Origin of the sequence: Ekhidna lutea (assembly GCF_900188325.1) — a bacterium.
Taxonomy (GTDB): domain Bacteria; phylum Bacteroidota; class Bacteroidia; order Cytophagales; family Cyclobacteriaceae; genus Ekhidna; species Ekhidna lutea.
On record NZ_FZPD01000001.1, the window covers coordinates 571369 to 587417 of the forward strand.

At 39.1% G+C, this 16049-nt stretch carries 14 protein-coding genes and 2 tRNA genes; 9 read left to right on the top strand and 7 right to left on the bottom strand.

The window, feature by feature from the left end:
* Positions 1 to 26: 26 nt before the first annotated feature.
* A complete protein-coding gene (locus CHB71_RS02480) occupies positions 27 to 554 on the top strand; it encodes a ferritin (protein WP_089355291.1) in 528 nt (175 codons plus the stop codon).
* 86 nt (positions 555 to 640) lie between these two features.
* Here CHB71_RS02480 and CHB71_RS02485 read toward each other — a convergent pair whose 3' ends face one another.
* The 3 genes from CHB71_RS02485 to CHB71_RS02495 are packed head-to-tail and all read right to left on the bottom strand — an operon-like array spanning position 641 to position 3734.
* A complete protein-coding gene (locus tag CHB71_RS02485) occupies positions 641 to 1552 on the bottom strand; it encodes a D-Ala-D-Ala carboxypeptidase family metallohydrolase (RefSeq protein ID WP_089355292.1) in 912 nt (303 codons plus the stop codon).
* Between the two features lie 4 nt (positions 1553 to 1556).
* Positions 1557 to 3155 (bottom strand): L,D-transpeptidase family protein, encoded by a 1599-nt coding sequence (locus CHB71_RS02490; RefSeq protein ID WP_089355293.1) that lies wholly within the window; start codon positions 3153 to 3155, stop codon positions 1557 to 1559.
* A 48-nt stretch (positions 3156 to 3203) separates the two neighbouring features.
* The gene (locus tag CHB71_RS02495) at positions 3204 to 3734 is read right to left on the bottom strand and encodes an RNA methyltransferase (protein WP_089355294.1); all 531 of its coding nucleotides are present in this window, start codon (positions 3732 to 3734) and stop codon (positions 3204 to 3206) included.
* A 56-nt stretch (positions 3735 to 3790) separates the two neighbouring features.
* On the opposite strand from CHB71_RS02495, the gene mutS reads away from it, so the two are divergent.
* On the top strand, positions 3791 to 6412 hold the full coding sequence (gene mutS / locus CHB71_RS02500; protein WP_089355295.1) for a DNA mismatch repair protein MutS: 2622 nt from the start codon (positions 3791 to 3793) through the stop codon (positions 6410 to 6412).
* Here mutS and CHB71_RS18785 read toward each other — a convergent pair.
* Positions 6409 to 6582: a hypothetical protein gene (locus tag CHB71_RS18785; protein WP_179213287.1), complete on the bottom strand. Its 174-nt coding sequence runs from the start codon at positions 6580 to 6582 to the stop codon at positions 6409 to 6411. The genes mutS and CHB71_RS18785 overlap by 4 nt on opposite strands.
* A 539-nt stretch (positions 6583 to 7121) precedes the next feature.
* On the opposite strand from CHB71_RS18785, the gene CHB71_RS02510 reads away from it, so the two are divergent.
* The 5 genes from CHB71_RS02510 to CHB71_RS02530 all read left to right on the top strand — a co-directional run bounded on the left by CHB71_RS02510 (position 7122) and on the right by CHB71_RS02530 (position 11217).
* Positions 7122 to 8180 carry a site-specific integrase gene (locus tag CHB71_RS02510; RefSeq protein ID WP_089355297.1) on the top strand — a complete coding sequence of 353 codons (1059 nt, stop codon included), beginning with the start codon at positions 7122 to 7124 and terminating at the stop codon, positions 8178 to 8180.
* Complete coding sequence (locus tag CHB71_RS02515; RefSeq protein ID WP_089355298.1) at positions 8177 to 9313, top strand: hypothetical protein; 1137 nt, start codon at positions 8177 to 8179, stop codon at positions 9311 to 9313. Before CHB71_RS02510 ends, CHB71_RS02515 begins: the two co-directional genes overlap by 4 nt.
* A 128-nt stretch (positions 9314 to 9441) precedes the next feature.
* Positions 9442 to 9723 carry a helix-turn-helix domain-containing protein gene (locus tag CHB71_RS02520; RefSeq protein ID WP_089355299.1) on the top strand — a complete coding sequence of 94 codons (282 nt, stop codon included), beginning with the start codon at positions 9442 to 9444 and terminating at the stop codon, positions 9721 to 9723.
* Positions 9720 to 10274, top strand: coding sequence for a hypothetical protein (locus CHB71_RS02525; protein ID WP_089355300.1), 555 nt, complete (start codon positions 9720 to 9722; stop codon positions 10272 to 10274). The genes CHB71_RS02520 and CHB71_RS02525 overlap by 4 nt, the downstream gene beginning before the upstream one ends.
* Before the next feature lie 22 nt (positions 10275 to 10296).
* Positions 10297 to 11217: a phage/plasmid replication domain-containing protein gene (locus CHB71_RS02530; protein ID WP_089355301.1), complete on the top strand. Its 921-nt coding sequence runs from the start codon at positions 10297 to 10299 to the stop codon at positions 11215 to 11217.
* 438 nt (positions 11218 to 11655) lie between these two features.
* Here CHB71_RS02530 and CHB71_RS02540 read toward each other — a convergent pair.
* The 3 genes from CHB71_RS02540 to CHB71_RS02550 form a co-directional block, all read right to left on the bottom strand.
* Positions 11656 to 11740, bottom strand: a tRNA-Leu gene (locus CHB71_RS02540).
* A 3-nt stretch (positions 11741 to 11743) separates the two neighbouring features.
* Complete coding sequence (locus CHB71_RS02545; RefSeq protein WP_089355303.1) at positions 11744 to 11977, bottom strand: GIY-YIG nuclease family protein; 234 nt, start codon at positions 11975 to 11977, stop codon at positions 11744 to 11746.
* Positions 11978 to 12103: 126 nt separating this feature from the next.
* Positions 12104 to 12176: transfer RNA gene (locus CHB71_RS02550), tRNA-Gly, on the bottom strand.
* 347 nt (positions 12177 to 12523) lie between these two features.
* Between CHB71_RS02550 and CHB71_RS02555 the strand changes: the two genes are divergently transcribed.
* Positions 12524 to 12964, top strand: coding sequence for a hypothetical protein (locus tag CHB71_RS02555; RefSeq protein WP_089355304.1), 441 nt, complete (start codon positions 12524 to 12526; stop codon positions 12962 to 12964).
* A 124-nt stretch (positions 12965 to 13088) separates the two neighbouring features.
* The gene (locus tag CHB71_RS02560) at positions 13089 to 16049 is read left to right on the top strand and encodes an ATP-binding protein (RefSeq protein ID WP_089355305.1); all 2961 of its coding nucleotides are present in this window, start codon (positions 13089 to 13091) and stop codon (positions 16047 to 16049) included.

The following is a 16049-nucleotide window of genomic DNA, read 5'->3' on the forward strand; positions in this document are numbered from 1 at the left end:
GTCAAAAACCGAAAAAGACAATTCACATGAAAGATATCTTAAGAAGACATCACGTATTGAAAGACGAGATTGTTGATGTGCTTAACAGACAAATAAAAATGGAAGCACACTCATCCGCAGCTTATCTGGCAATGGCGGCATGGTGTGATGTGAGAGGGTATGATAATAGCGCTGACTTCTTCTTCCAGCAATCAGATGAAGAGCGGAAGCATCAGATGAAATTGTTTCATTACTTATGCGACATGGAGTGCGATGCTGTTTCTCCAACGGTTGGTGAAAGCCAGCATGACTTTGGTTCGTTGAGAGAAGTTTTCGAAAAAGCATTGGAGCACGAGATCGCAGTTTCTGACGCGATCCATGAGATTGTAGGCGAATGCAGAAAATACAATGACATTGCAACGGAAGAATTCATGCGCTGGTTCGTACAGGAGCAGATTGAAGAAGAGTATGTAGCCAGACGTGCACTCGAATTATTTGATGTGCTTGGCGAAGACAAAATTGCTCTTGGCATGTTCGAGGAAAGAATCCTTGAGATCAAGTACGACGAGGGATAACCCCTTAGTCAAAACGCTGTTAGGGGTTCCAAACCCTAACAGCGTTGATAGCTTGAAGCTTCCTATTTAGGAAGCTTTTTTTGTAGCTACCACCTTGCCTTGCTACCCCTCACGTCTACATGAATAAAGCCACTGTGACGGCTGTTTTTACGATAGAAACCAAGACCCCCAACAAAGTAGCTGTAACGATCTTTCGAGTATTCACTCTCAACAATGTTATAGAATATCCGAACATCTTTTTCATCGACAGTTCCATCTTTGTTTAAATCATCCATCCTACCATCTTTATTCTGATCTATAAAGATATCTGCAGCGCCACCGTAAACGTGACGGCTATACTGAACATTTCCTATTGATTTGTTGTAGAAAGGCGTTCGGTATCCGCTGATAAACCCAAATGTTTCAACTTCATACCCTTTCTCATTTACTCGTTCCAGAATGAATTCGAGTTTGAGCAGAAGCCGCTCTCTGACCATTACATATTTTGGGAAGTCGCCTGCTTGTTTACAAAGGAATTGACTCAGGGTAAAATGTGGCGTCAGCTTTAAATGTAGGTTTTTTTGAGTTACCTCAAACAGTCCTTTTGGAGGGTTATATATTTGATTACCTCTTAACGGTTGAGAAGGGTAACTTCCTATCCTGTATTTATTTAAATATTCACCACTCATTTGACTGAGCGGAGTAAGCACCAAAACATTTACCGTGATCACGTTTCCGCTTTTATTGGTAACATTAGCTACATATACCCCGGGTGTAATGGGAGCCGATAACTTCCAGCGAGTGTTAAAAGCAGTAGCATTTACAGTGACCTCTGAGCTTTTTACAGTGATTGCTTCAGTGCTACTTATCACGATCTCTGCCCCTGGCATGATGAAAGTTGAAAAAAGCTTATATGGATTTATTTCGCCATTGACTGTGACCGAAAATCCAGCCCTTTGTGAGTCAAAGGCATGCACTGAAAGCCATGAAATGCAGATGAGAAGTAATAATTTTTTCATCGATTTAGATACTAGGAGGTGTTGAGTTTAAGGATTTTATTACTGCGGCATCACGATCGTACAGATCATTTCTAAAGTGTACTTGCCCCTCACTTGCCCAGGATGTCAAATACAAAATGTGAACCGGAAAAGGCTGTTTAAGAATTACGGATTGTTCCTTGCCATCTTTAATAGTCTGATCAATTTTGTCTTTATTCCACCCTTGCTGTTCTTTTAAAATGTACTCAGCGAGCTTTAATGGGTTATTAACTCGGATACATCCAGAACTAAATGCTCGATCTGTTTTGTTAAACAGCTCCTTGCTTGGCGTGTCGTGGATATAAACGTTGTATTTGTTTGGAAACATGAATTTCACAATTCCAAGAGCATTGGGGGGGCCTGAATCTTGACGAAGCGTATATGGAAAGTTCGTCTTTGATAATGATGACCAATCCAAAACGTATGGATCGACCTCTACCGCATTACTCCCCTGACCCTGAAGTACGCGGATATTTTTTGATTTAGCATAACCCGGATCTTTCTTCAGCTCAGGAAGCATGTCGTTGAAAAGTATGGTAGGAGGCACTGTCCATGTGGGGTTGAATACCAGATATGACATTTTACTGCTAAAAACAGGAGTTTTTCTAAATGGCTTTCCGACAATTACTTTTTCCTCAAATGTTTTCTTTCGGTTGTTGTAAACCTGTAATTGATAATCTGCGATGTTGACAATCACATAGTGATCTCCCATCTCTTCTGCCGCCCAGCGGTAGCGTTCCATGTTTGTAATTATTTGCTCAACCCTTTTTTCTGCTGTGATATTGAGTGATGCAGTGGTTAGTTTGCCGAGGTTTCCGTCGGATTCCAGTCCATTTCTGACTTGATACTTTCTCACAGCTTCAGCGAGTTGATCCGAATACGAATAACTTTTTGAAAAGTTTTTATTTAGGTCAAAAGTTTTTTGGAGTCGGTTAATCAAAAGAGGAACCCTGACACTATCCGTCATCCCTGGTTTCAATGTTTCACCTGATGGAATCTCTTCCCATCCTCCATTTTTAACAATATTCCGGTATTCTTTAAGAGCGTTTTTTAAACCCTTGTATCCTACGTGATCAGGAGCCAGATCCTTAAGTGCGTCACTTATATCATTTGATTTCAGTGCTTCAATCAGTACTGCCTTTGCGTCACCTTCTCTGCGTATGGCCTGCCATTCACTATCTACAGTTTCCGGATTCACTTTACCATTGAGTAAATGACTCGAATAGAGAAGAAAGGCATCAGTAAGCAACAGATCTAATTCGGCTTCTTCTATTGAATCTTTATTTCTTATCCGTAAATCTTTAATGACACTTAAGTGATAGTTAGCAGAATTTAACCCCTCGTCATCAGCATTTTCCAATACTGAAATTAGTTGCTTAGTATTTTGTTCATTCCAAGCCTTTAGAAATTGATTCTCTTGATAGAAGGCCGGAAGTGTTGTCTTACAATAGATAGCTTCTCCCTGTATGGTTACTGGTATTCCGGATGAGATCATTTCCACTTTCTGTCTCAAGAATTCGTCCTGAGGAGGAGAATTCAAAAAAGGTAATAAGAAGAAGAGAAAGGATTTGAGAAATAGATTCATACCTCTAAAGGTAGAGATCTAAGATATTCTTTTGATTGGAGAATAAGTTTACTTTTTATACTTACTCACAAAATCCCAAAGCACAACCCCGATACTTACCGAGATATTCAGCGAATGCTTGGTGCCATACTGCGGTATTTCCAAGACGGTATCAGCAATTTCCACTACCGTATCATTCACCCCAAAAACTTCATTGCCAAACACAAATGCATACTTTGCATCACTCTCAACCTGAAAGTCGAGAAGTGAAGTGCTTTCATCAGCCTGCTCAACGGCGACAATCTGATAGCCTCCTTTTTTCAAATCATCAATGCATTCGATAATGGTTTCTTTGTGCTCCCATTCGACCGAATCCTGAGCGCCAAGGGCCGTCTTGTTAATCTCCCGATGTGGTGGCTGAGCCGTAATCCCACAGAGATAAATTTTCTCCAAGCGAAAAGCATCAGAAGTACGAAAAGCCGAGCCTACATTCATAGCGCTGCGCACATCATCCAGTACCAAAACAGCCGGTATTTTTTCTGCTTCCTTAAATTCCTCCGGAGATAGACGGTTAAGCTCTTCGTTCTTAATTTTTCGCATCAATTATTCAAGTTAATATTGCAAACTAAACCTCAAAATTAAACCGAACGATCTGCATGGCAGGCACCAAGACGAAAGCGAAAGAAACCCCTTTGATGAAGCAGTACAATGCCATCAAAACCAAATACCCGGGCGCATTGCTTTTGTTCAGAGTGGGTGACTTTTATGAGACCTTCGGTGAAGATGCAGTCAAGGCCAGTAAAACACTGGATATCGTGCTAACCAAGCGGGCGAATGGTTCGCAAAAAGAAATGGAGCTGGCAGGATTTCCACACCATGCCATGGACAATTACCTGCCCAAGCTGGTACGTGCCGGCTATCGGGTAGCCATTTGCGATCAGCTGGAAGACCCGAAATCTGTTAAAGGAATTGTAAAACGGGGGGTGACCGAACTGGTAACTCCCGGGCTCTCGCTCAACGACAATGTACTGGATCAGCGGAAAAATAATTTCCTTGCTTCGGTCTATTATCACAAGGAAAAATGTGGGGTAGCTTTTCTAGATCTGTCTACCGGGGAGTTCATGGTTTCGGCCGGTGCGGAAGACTATGTAGACAAACTCATTCGTGGGTTTCAACCTTCGGAGATCATCTACCCCAAACCAAACCGGGATTGGTATGGAGAAAGATACGGTACCAGTTTCTCCTCATTTGCACTTGAAGACTGGATCTTCAGCAAGGATTATGGCTATGAAAAGCTAACTACCCATTTCAATGTACCCAACCTGAAGGGTTATGGAATTGAAGAGTTAACGGAGGGGATTCTGGCAGCAGGTGCCATCCTATATTACCTCGACGAAACCGAGCACAAGGAAACCAACCACATCAAATCCATCTCGCGGATTGATGAAAATAAATACGTCTGGCTTGATCGCTTTACCATTCGGAACCTGGAGCTGATCCAGTCAGCGCAACCGGATGGCATCTCGCTCATCGACACCATCAATCAGACGCTTACCCCAATGGGCGGGCGATTGCTTAGAAAATGGATGGTGCTGCCACTGAAAAGCAAGCCGGAAATAGATCAGCGGCTGGATGTGGTGGAGACGCTAACCACCGAAGACGAACTGCAGTCATCCCTTCGGGATCACCTGGAAAAAATCGGAGATCTGGAACGATTGGTGGGGAAAGTAGCTACCAGTCGCGTAAATCCAAGGGAGCTGTTACAACTCAAGAAAAGTTTATCTCAGGTTCAGCCGGTTCGGGATTTACTGAATGGACAAAAGTCATTCAATGCCTTTCATGATTTGTTAAATCCGTGCGAAAAGCTCATTGAAAAGCTAACGGAAGAACTAAAAGAGGATGCGCCGCTACAACTGCATCAGGGCAATGTCATTCAAACAGGCGTAAATGCCGATCTGGATGATTTAAGAGCCATTTCCACCTCCGGAAAAGATTTTCTTTCCGGCATCCGGGATCGTGAAGTAGAGCGAACAGGAATTAGTTCCTTGAAAATCGCTTACAACAAGGTCTTTGGCTACTATCTGGAAGTATCCAATGCTCACAAAGACAAAGTGCCGGAAGAGTGGATTAGGAAACAGACGCTCGTCAATGCAGAGCGGTACATCACCGAGGAGCTAAAGCAGTACGAAGAAAAAATCCTGGGAGCCGAGTCCAAGATTCAGGTGCTGGAGCAAAAACTCTACACCGAACTGGTAGCCTTTGCACATTCCTACATCGATGCGATTCAGCAAAATGCACGCGTGATCGCGCAGCTCGATTGCTTATCGTGCTTCGCAGAGCAGGCGCAATCGTATCAGTATTGCCGACCGAATATTTCGGAAGAAAAAATCATTGACATCAAAGAAGGTAGGCATCCGGTCATCGAACGAAACCTGCCGGACGGTGAGGATTACATTACCAATGACCTTTACCTCGACAATGAATCGCAGCAGGTGATGATCATCACCGGACCAAATATGGCCGGTAAATCGGCATTGCTAAGACAAACAGCCCTTATCACATTGATGGCACAGATGGGCTCTTTTGTTCCTGCCGGTTATGCCAAGATCGGGTTGGTGGATAAAGTATTTACACGCGTTGGAGCTTCGGATAACCTTTCACGAGGGGAGTCCACATTCATGGTGGAGATGACCGAGACTGCCAGTATTTTGAACAACCTCAGCGACCGTTCGCTGGTACTGATGGATGAGATTGGTCGAGGGACAAGCACATACGATGGTATCTCCATCGCCTGGTCCATTGTGGAGCATTTGCACAATCACCCGAAGGCCAAAGCCAAGACCTTGTTTGCGACACACTATCACGAGTTGAATGAGCTGGCGAAAGATTTACCAAGGGTGAAGAACTTCAATGTTTCAGTTAAAGAACTGGAAAACAAGGTGATCTTTATGCGGAAGCTGGTGGAAGGCGGGAGTGAGCATAGCTTTGGAATTCATGTGGCACAGATGGCCGGAATGCCGAATGAAATTGTGATCCGGGCAAATGAGATATTAAAGCATCTGGAAAAAGAAAAGCTAACGGACTCAGACCGTCAGAAACTAGAAGAACTGCCTCCCGATAGTTATCGGGACAAGCAGTTCCAGATGAATTTGTTTGAAGCGGATCCTCGCATGGAGCGCATGCTGGATATCCTTCGGAATATTGATGTGAACACCACCTCGCCTGTGGAGGCGTTACTCAAGCTAAATGAGTTAAAAGATGTGTTAAAAGGATCTTAAGCTACCGCTAGCATTTTGTTTTGCATGGAGTCAGCTTGCATGATTAAACTGTTTACATACTGTAGCTTAGCTTCCAACCTTGCATCATTTCTGTTTTCAAGAATTCTCACTAAGTGTTTTCTCACTTTAACTGCGCATTCCAGGGTCATTTCAATCTCCTCGTTAAACATAATCTTTCTTTTTTTTTGGGGTTTGTAATTTTTTGCCTTTTCAGGACAATACAAAGTTGATAAAAAGGATGAGCTGTAAATCCTGTATAAATATCAATATTCACCTAGTCAAAATAACTAGTTTGTTTTTCGCTGATTTTGTATCTCTAATCAAGAGGATGTTTTGTCGAAAGATTATGTCTGATTGATCGAAAGAAGTTGCGGTTTGTTTGAAATTAAATTAATGTCCTTAAAGAGGATTTCAGCCAATGAGCTTGTCGAAGGGTGTGGCAGGTGGTGAGGGTATAAGTCCCTGTAAGAAAAAGTCGTCCAACCACTCTAAGTGGTGGGACGACTGATCGCAAAAAAAAGCCTGACAATCAATCGATTATCAGGCTTATAAGTACCTCGGGCGGGTACAACACCCTGAAAATATCAGAAATCATTTATAGATATAATGCTTCTAAATAGCCTATAATCATGTTTTAGCACTTCGATACTTTCTGATAGCTTCCTATATTATCTGTATTTTTGTAACTCCTATGTAACCCTTAAAAATTATGGGAGTCAAACTAAGACTTAAAGAGTATAAAAGTGGAACTAAGACTTTCTACTTAGATATTTATCACAACAATCAAAGAACCTTTGAATTTCTTGAAATTCGAATAGATAAAAATGCTACAAGCAATGACAGAAAGGAGAAAAAGGAACTTGCTGAAAGAGTAAGAGCAAAAAGGGAATTAGAGCTTGAAAACTATGTTCATGGAACAATACCAAAACATAGAAAAAAGGCAAACTTCAATGACTACTACCAAGAATTTCTTAATTCATACACTAAGAAGGATAAAAGGATGTTTCGCTATGCCTATGAAAAATTCTTGGACTATTCTGGACATAAATCAATAGCAGCTTATCAAATTGATTTTCAGCTTATCGAAGGGTATAGAGATTATCTAAAGGAGAAAGCTGGCTTAACTGGAGAAACACCCTATGATTATTTTGCTAGGTTCAAAAGAGTGCTAAAAAAGGCTTTTAAAGATGGACTAATAGATCAAAACAGATACCTAGCTATTTCAGAATTATCTATTAAAAGAATTGGCAATCAACTTAAGAAACAAGTATTATCAATTGATGAAATCAGGTCTTTAAATAATACTGAATGTGGAAATGAGGAGGTAAAAAGAGCATTCCTTTTTTCATGTTTTTCAGGCCTTGGAGAAGCTGAAATTAGAAAGCTGACTTGGAGCAGAATATTGAAGGAAGATAAAATCATGATTTTTAGAGAAAAGTCTAAGGAGCAAATCATTAATGATATTCCTAAATCTGCAATTCAATTTCTAGGTGATAGGGGCAAAAATGAGGATCTAATCTTCAAGCTACCTAGCAATGTAGCAGTAAGCAAAAATTTGAAAAACTGGACTAAGAAAGCAGGTATAACAAAGAATATAAGCTTCTATTGCGCAAGGCATACATTCGCAACTCAATTGCTACTATCAGGCGCTGATGTTTTGACTGTATCCAATTGCATGGGACATTCTTCAACTAAGCATACTACCATGTATCTCAATTATGTAGATGGCCTAAAGACTAAAGCAATAGCAGATCTCCCTTCTTTATGAATACTTCTCAAAAAATCAGAAGAATCAATCAGCTATTTCTAGAATTGAATAAAGCATTTGTAACAGCATATGATGAAGATTCCTTCTTTGCTGAAAAGCTGGAAGAATCAAACCATAGCATAATTTGGGAAGGGATTATTGAATCCCTTGAAACCCTACTTAAAGGTTTTAAAAATGAAATAGAAGATTGGCTTACAGAATACCCAGCTAGTCGAAAAACAGTTCTATTTAATTGGATTAGACACTATGAAAATGAAGTTCAAATTGAGCTAGATATTTCCTGGTCTAAGTGCTGGTTTGATTACTTAAATAGCATAAGAAAAAACAAAGATGACACAAGGGATTTAGATAGATTTTTCTATATCTGGGGAGAAGATTTGCGAGGAAGAAATGAAAACTACTTAAGTGATCTAAGACTAGCATATTTTGATAATTGTTTTGAAAATCAAGATGATTGGTTGCGGAGATATGTAATCCAAAGTGAATATCCATTCAATTTCGATATTGAACAATTAAAGTCAAGGCTTGAACCTATAATTATTGCAGGAAGTTTTGATGATGCTAAGTTTCTATTCAATCACTTCAAAAGAAGATGGGATTATGAATGTCAAATTTGTGAGATTAGAGAGACCCACCCACTATTAAAGGAAATTGAAGCCTTGTCTCCTAGGTTTCACTTTGGAGAAAGTGTAAAGCACCTGAATGAAAAGACCGAAGCTATCCAAAAGATAGGCAACCGAATAAATGAAATAGAAGCTAGATCAAAAGGGATAATACCGAAGGAGGGAAAAAAAGAAAATTTCATACCCCGCTTCACTGAAACTCAAATAAGAAAGCATTCAAGTGAGCTTTTGAATTATTTCAAAGATGCAACTGAGGATGATTTAGTCAACATCATTGTTAAAGGGTCTTCATCCAAAAGGATTACTTGGGCAAAAGAAGATGTTCAATTATCCTGCTTTATAAATGAGATATTCATAAATCATCCTTCTAAGTGGGAACACTCTATTCCAATATTCTTAAATAAAAAAGGGAAGAAAATTAGAAATTTGAAAAATGATTACTACAGAGGTAATCAAACCAAAACAGATAAATGGATAGAATTGGTGAAACTAATCTCTTCTATTCAGTAGATAAAATGTGGACTGCTTAAATCCTACAAAGTCCATTTTTATACTTTCCCATACTTCTCACTTTTGTGATACTATAGTACAATAAAAGGGTAGCAGCTATCCATTTTTTTAATTCAATAATTAAGATAATGGAAATAGTATTAGAGAAGCTGGAGGCAATAGAAGACCTCCTCAAATCACAAAAAACAGTTCTTACTATTGATGACCTAACAACTTTATCAGGTCTCAGTAAAAGCACTATTTACAAGTTTACATGCACAAATAAAATCCCTCACTATAAGAGGGCAAAGCACCTCTATTTTGATAGAGTTGAGATTGAGAATTGGCTAAAGTCCAAAAGAATAAAAACTACTGAGGAGCTAGATTCTGAGGCTGGAAATTATGTAACTCTAAATTCTATCAAGTCATGAGTAATTGGAGTTATTTCAACTTTGTAGAGCTTCCAGAGGAGGTAAAACAAGCATATAAGATAAGATCAAAAAATAGACTGGATTGCATATCATACTTTAGTCCAGATGAGACATTGAGAGGGTATACATTTTTTGTCAATTTTAAAGGAATGCTCTACATGAATAAGAGTCAACCTAGATCGTTTGTTAATGCTGACATTAAAAGGCAAACGGATCTTGCATTGATAAATTCTGTTAAGGGTAATTCATACAATATCTCAAGCATCTATATTGATATACCTGATAGGATAGATATTGGATATGGTTGGCCTTCGAATAAGAAAATGTTAGGTTCAAAAGGGGAAAAGCCCAACCCTTTATTTGCCTTTAAAAATGACCTCTACATTTTTATAATGAATCAAGAAAGGAGTCAAATAGAATTGATTGTCATTCCAGAAATGAGACATCTATGGTTATCGTTCTACCAAAGGTTTTTGAATGACGATTTCTGTATAGAACTGGATGAGCTTAGAGAAAGGGCAACAGCATTATTCTCTTATAGTAATAGGTAATCATTGACATTATTAATCAATAATGGTTGACACTATACACCTTTGGTTAAGTGAAGAGGCGGTTGGGAACTATAACCCGACTGCCATTCTTCCCTTATTAGAACATGGAGCAGAACACAAAAGAAACTCTATTGTGTCATTCTCAGGTAGCATTCAAAACTTGAAAGTTTCACTATTGAAGGAAGGTGTATCTGTAAAGGGGAGTTTACCCAAATATCTATTCAGTGATAATATTCAAACCCTATCAAGATCAAGTTTAGAGCAATCTTGTGAAAAGCTTAGTGATGAACTTAAAATGCCATTCAGCAAAGCGACAATTAGTAGACTTGATATTGCTCAAACCTTCTTAATGAATCATGCTCCAGAGACTTATTTTAATTGCTTGGGTGAGAGTAAATATTTTGAAAGATTAACACAACCCTCAAGCCTCTATTATCAAAATACTCAAAAGCAAATTGTCTTCTATAACAAGATAAAAGAGATTCAAAAGAAAGGCATTAAGGTGCCTTCTGTATGGCTAAATCAAAACACCTTAAGGTATGAGTATCGAATTACAAAAAGAGTTTCTAAAAGCCTTAAATGGGCTCATAGTAATTTTGATGATCTCTTTACTGAAAAGAATTACATGGATCTTATAGATACTTACTTGATGCAATATGATGCAATCAAAAAGAATAGATCTGTGACATTTAATCTAGAACACATGAATAGCCCTAAAGACTTTCACAATCAAATACTCTCAATGGCTTACAATCAATTAGGTGATGAAGCTTTTCAAATGATAAAGGAGCTTAAGCATAGAAAAGCATTTAAGAATAAGGAGTATTACAGTAGACTTAAAAAAGAAATTAGAAATCTAACTACAAGCAAATGTTCTGAGGAATCAGAGCTAATCAAAGAGCTAGATTTAAAAGTTCTGTCACTTAAAAATAACTACAGGTAAGGGGAAGCCTTAATTGTTTTCATAAAATCGCTTTTTCATACCCTATCCCCATCTACTTTTTTAGGGGATGAATTTTTGAAAACCATTTATTACAATAATTCAATTTTGATTGGGAGGGGGGTAAGTCAAATGTTAGGAAACTATCACCCCACTTAACCCTATCCCCATCTACTTTTTTGCGCAACAGATTTCCATGAGGGGGGTCTTAGGATAAGACAATTCAATCTACTTGTTTCTCCATCTATTTTTTCTATGAGAATCATATTTTGAATAAAGCCACATTGAACCTACCCAAATAGCAATCAAAGCTATTATTTCATACCATTTTAGATCCATAACTTCAAGTAAGTCAAAAAAATCGAAATCACTTTTGTTACTCCATTGTAACCCTAAAAAACAAAAACCCCTGAAAATCAACTGATTAACAGGGGTTTGAAGTACCTCGGGCGGGACTTGAACCCGCACGACCGCAATGGTCACAGGATTTTAAGTCCTGCGTGTCTACCAATTCCACCACCGAGGCATTTTATAGACTTCTAAGAAAGTCCCTGCCAATGCCAGATTTAAGATACTTTTCTCGCTTTCTGGCTTCAATTCTTGTTTCGAAGGTTTCTGAATGAATTAGAACAAAAGGCCGATATGGCTTTGTAGTCTTATTCTTTCCTTCATTATGTTCTTTTAACCTCCTTTCGAGATTATTTGAAAGACCTACATAAATGTAGTTTCTATCCTCACTTTTTATTGCGTAAACGTAAAACATATCGTTTTAAGTCCTGCGTGTCTACCAACTTACCTTCGGTAGGCAGGCTTGCCTGCCGCAGGCAGGTTCCACCACCGAGGCATTTGGTTGGTACCAAAAAAGAAGCCGCATCTAGTGCGGCTCTTGAGCGGGAGACGGGATTCGAACCCGCGACCCCAACCTTGGCAAGGTTGTGCTCTACCAGCTGAGCTACTCTCGCTTATCCTACTTCCTTTGAAAAGGACTGCAAATTTATATGAACCATTTAAAATTACAATAAGAATACCAGGCTCTTTTTGCCTAACTATTTTTTAAAGATTATTTGCTCCACTCAGGACGCACCGTGGATGTTGTGAAGGAACGGACACTTGAGAGTTGTTTTGAGTATAGATTTCAAGTTTCGATCATGGAAAACGTAAATAATAGTTCAAGCCCTAATGAGAAATGCAATTAAATTGTAACAAGACAGCAAACCACGTGTTCATTAGGTAGAAGGAACACTAATTAAAATTCAAAAAGTTTTAAGCGGAGGATCAGACGATTGCACGTGAATAAATAAAAATTGAAATGGAGAAGAAAGAGAATAATGAAAACGAAAACAATCCTGTAGCATCAAAAATCAGCACATTCTTTAAGGGGGTTAAAGAAAATCTCAGTGAGGGGGCCAGAGTTTTAGCTACTATTTCTACTGAAGTTTTTGAGGAAGCCAAAGAGAAAGCAGAAGAACTTTATGAAAAAGGCTCAGACAAATTTGAACAAGCTTCCGGGGTGGTAGAAAGCTATGTCGAGAAATTTCAGGGGGAGAAAGAGATCAAACAGCTGTCAAAGGAAAAAGAAGAACTCTGTTCCATTCTGGGTGACGCTGTTTATCATGAGTTCAGAAAGAATGGCACAGTTTCCAAGCGATTCCTCACTACTAAAAAGTCCGAGAAATTGATTTTGAGCATCAAAGAAGTCGACAAAAGGATTTTAAGAATTGGTAAACAATTAGATAAAAATTCCCTTTAAATAGCATTGTGAAATCTATCTTCACTCAATTTGTTAATTCATAAAATGGTCAATCGAATTCCAACCACATATTTTGTTGAGTATATTGTCCAACTTCCCTCGGTCTAATTAGTCGGATCTTTCAATGAAAAAAAGAAAATATACTGCCTTAGAAGTCACCGCCATTAGACAGCAGGTGGAGTCTGTCCTCAAGGATCAATTCATTACTGTATTAAAGGAAGACCTCAAGAGGGAGAGCTCACAAATGAAAGAAATTCTGGGCTTGGCGGACGCATTTCAAGCTCTACCAATAGGGGAGCGGACACAACCGGAAGTGATCTCTCGCACCAAGGAAGAAGTTTATGATGCGTTGAGCAAATCATGGGATTCACCAGAAAAGGAGGATTCAGAAGAACCATATAAGAAGTTTAAAGAGGCTTTGGTGGCTACTTTTGATCAATTGCCCGAAGTGATTCATGAGCCACAATCTAGTGAGCGGTTTAATCCACAGGATGATGATAATTTCTTCTGGAGGAATGTTAAAAAAGTAAAACTTTTAGCCTTCAAGCTATCTACTATTGGGAGAAAAAGCACTAAAAAGAAAGGGACAGCACCGGTTTACTGGGACCATTCAATCCCTTTAAAAAACCTGGCCAGTTATTATTTTGGAGGTAGCCTGCTGAGGGACCTAACCCCGGTCACAGATCAGTTTTATATCGGACTTTGTAAGCAATACCTGATGATCAAACAATTTGAAGAAGAGGTGTTAGAAGGCGATGCGCAAAAAACTACCACCCAAATCAAATCCTCGATTACCAGGAGTTCAAAGTCTATTCTTGCCGAGGTTGAAAAAGGGATAGATGCAGTACTCGATTCTAAAACTTCAGAATTTCAGCGTGCTGCGGAACGAGTGGGAACCATCGAGCTTTCAGCCCGAAAGTACTCTGATATTTCGATAAAGAGCTACAATAGTATATCGAGTAAAAAGTGGGCCAGAAATAATCAAGAATGGCAAAATACTGTTTTTGCTTTATTTGAGGAATGGCGACTTGACCTTGACATTCACATTTTAAAGAATAAAGCACATGCGCTTCTGGCGGAATTTCAAAGTTCACAATTAAAAAAATTAGATGAGCAGATAAGTCCAGAAATTGCCTTCATACATAATTTCATCTCTGATGCAGAAAAATCAATTGTTGCTAAGGAGGATGGGAGTCTTTCTAAGACACTTAAGAATGTCAACTACCAGGCAGGCAAAAAGCTGGGACAAGATCTGGTTCCAAAGCTATGTGATAAACTCACCAGTCAAAATATAGTCAACCTAATTAACAAACTTGAAGTTGAGGTTAGTCAATATGTTGAAGAGCTGGATAATGAGCATGTAATTGTTCCGTCAAATAATTACGCGGTGGCGCTGAAGTCTGACGAGTTGAAGAAGATTTCTCCTTATGAATTGATCTCTTTCGAGACATTGAATCGCTTACAGGAAGATTTAGAAATAGTAAAAAAAGAACTCTTCCAGTCTTTGGAAGATACAGTGAGTAGCATTTCTGATCTGGATAATATCATCACCTTCAATATGGGAGCGGCTATTGCGACGTTGGAAGAAGAAGGGAAAACCGAGGAGGAAGTTGAAGAACTGGCCGTCGAAGGTCTCAAAAGAGCATTGACCCGATTAACAACTTCTAAAGATCAGCTTACCAGCAGTCTTGAAAAGACGGCTGATCAGGTTGAAGCGATCATCAATACGTTCTGTGAGAGTATATTGGAATTGACAGACAATGAAAATGTCATTCAATTGCGTCTAAGGATTGCCAAGGCAAAAGCAGCACAGCAGGCTGCAGAACTGAAGGAGGGGATAAAAGATAAAATAGTCGCCCAAAAAGATAAGTTGGTGATTTTTTGGAAGGATGCACAGGAGCGGATAAAAACACTCTTGAGTAAAATAAGCAACAGCTTCATCCTTACAGCATCAAAACCTGAGATTACAAAAGAGGTATCCGATTTTCTACTTTCCTCACAAAGTGCGATTAACAGTCTCCCCCTGATTTACAGGCGTCTCTATCGCATAGAACCATTGGAAGATCTTGAGTTGTTCGAAGGACGTGAAAATGAGCTGAAGAAGCTGGATGAGGCCTTTGAGAACTGGAACAAGGGACGCTATGCCGGAACGGTGGTTTTGGGTGAAAAATGGGGTGGACTTACTTCGTTTGTGAATTTTGCGATCAGCCGTTCAAAGTACCCTTTTAGCATCACAAGATTTTCTGCCACAGATAACATCACGACAAAGAGCAGTTTGATCGATTTCATGAAGATCATTCTGAAAAACGATTCTTTCCAAAACCTGGAAGAAATCATCCAATTTCTAAATGAAGGTCCAAAAAGGATCATTGTACTGGAAGATTTGCAAAGTCTCTATCTCCGAAAGATCGACGGGTTTGTAGCATTAAGACTATTGTTCGAATTAATGGCACGAACCTATGGGCGTGTTTTTTGGATTACAACCTGCACAATCTATGCCTGGAAGTATCTCAGTAAAGCAATCAATATAGATGAGTATTTCAGTTATGCCATTGAAATGGGCGAGCTGTCTAACGATGAAATTGTGAACATTGTATGGAAAAGAAATCGCATTAGTGGGTTTAATATTCAATTCGAGCCATCAGAGAAACTGGCTGTAGAAAAGAAATTCCTCAAACTTTCAGCGCGGGATCAGCAAAGCTTACTGAAGAAAGAATACTTCGATGCGCTTAATGCTTTTGCTAAAAGCAATGTTAGTCTGGCACTTATTTTCTGGCTCTTATCTACCAAAGAGGTAGATGAAAGCACGATCACGATTAGTCACTTTAAAAACCCGGACCTCAATTTCATCAATGTGCTATCTATGGATAAGGTGTATACCCTTCATGCACTCATTTTGCATGACGGCCTCACAGAAAAGCAATTGGCTGAAGTACTCAATATCTCAGAATCAATGAGCCAGCTTAACCTTTTGGCACTGCTCGAAGATGGTATCGTTATGAAAGAGGAGACTGTTTTCCTGGTGAACCCAATAGTGTATAGAAACACAGTATTGATGCTTAGATCAAAAAATTTAATTCATTGA

Coding starts and splice junctions, on each gene's coding strand:
- CHB71_RS18785 (WP_179213287.1), bottom strand. CDS start 6,582: ATGTTTAACGAGGAGATTGAAATGACCCTGGAATGCGCAGTTAAAGTG.
- CHB71_RS02545 (WP_089355303.1), bottom strand. CDS start 11,977: ATGTTTTACGTTTACGCAATAAAAAGTGAGGATAGAAACTACATTTAT.
- CHB71_RS02515 (WP_089355298.1), top strand. CDS start 8,177: ATGAATACTTCTCAAAAAATCAGAAGAATCAATCAGCTATTTCTAGAA.
- CHB71_RS02480 (WP_089355291.1), top strand. CDS start 27: ATGAAAGATATCTTAAGAAGACATCACGTATTGAAAGACGAGATTGTT.
- CHB71_RS02555 (WP_089355304.1), top strand. CDS start 12,524: ATGGAGAAGAAAGAGAATAATGAAAACGAAAACAATCCTGTAGCATCA.
- CHB71_RS02530 (WP_089355301.1), top strand. CDS start 10,297: ATGGTTGACACTATACACCTTTGGTTAAGTGAAGAGGCGGTTGGGAAC.
- CHB71_RS02490 (WP_089355293.1), bottom strand. CDS start 3,155: ATGAATCTATTTCTCAAATCCTTTCTCTTCTTCTTATTACCTTTTTTG.
- CHB71_RS02525 (WP_089355300.1), top strand. CDS start 9,720: ATGAGTAATTGGAGTTATTTCAACTTTGTAGAGCTTCCAGAGGAGGTA.
- mutS (WP_089355295.1), top strand. CDS start 3,791: ATGGCAGGCACCAAGACGAAAGCGAAAGAAACCCCTTTGATGAAGCAG.
- CHB71_RS02495 (WP_089355294.1), bottom strand. CDS start 3,734: ATGCGAAAAATTAAGAACGAAGAGCTTAACCGTCTATCTCCGGAGGAA.
- CHB71_RS02560 (WP_089355305.1), top strand. CDS start 13,089: ATGAAAAAAAGAAAATATACTGCCTTAGAAGTCACCGCCATTAGACAG.
- CHB71_RS02520 (WP_089355299.1), top strand. CDS start 9,442: ATGGAAATAGTATTAGAGAAGCTGGAGGCAATAGAAGACCTCCTCAAA.
- CHB71_RS02485 (WP_089355292.1), bottom strand. CDS start 1,552: ATGAAAAAATTATTACTTCTCATCTGCATTTCATGGCTTTCAGTGCAT.
- CHB71_RS02510 (WP_089355297.1), top strand. CDS start 7,122: ATGGGAGTCAAACTAAGACTTAAAGAGTATAAAAGTGGAACTAAGACT.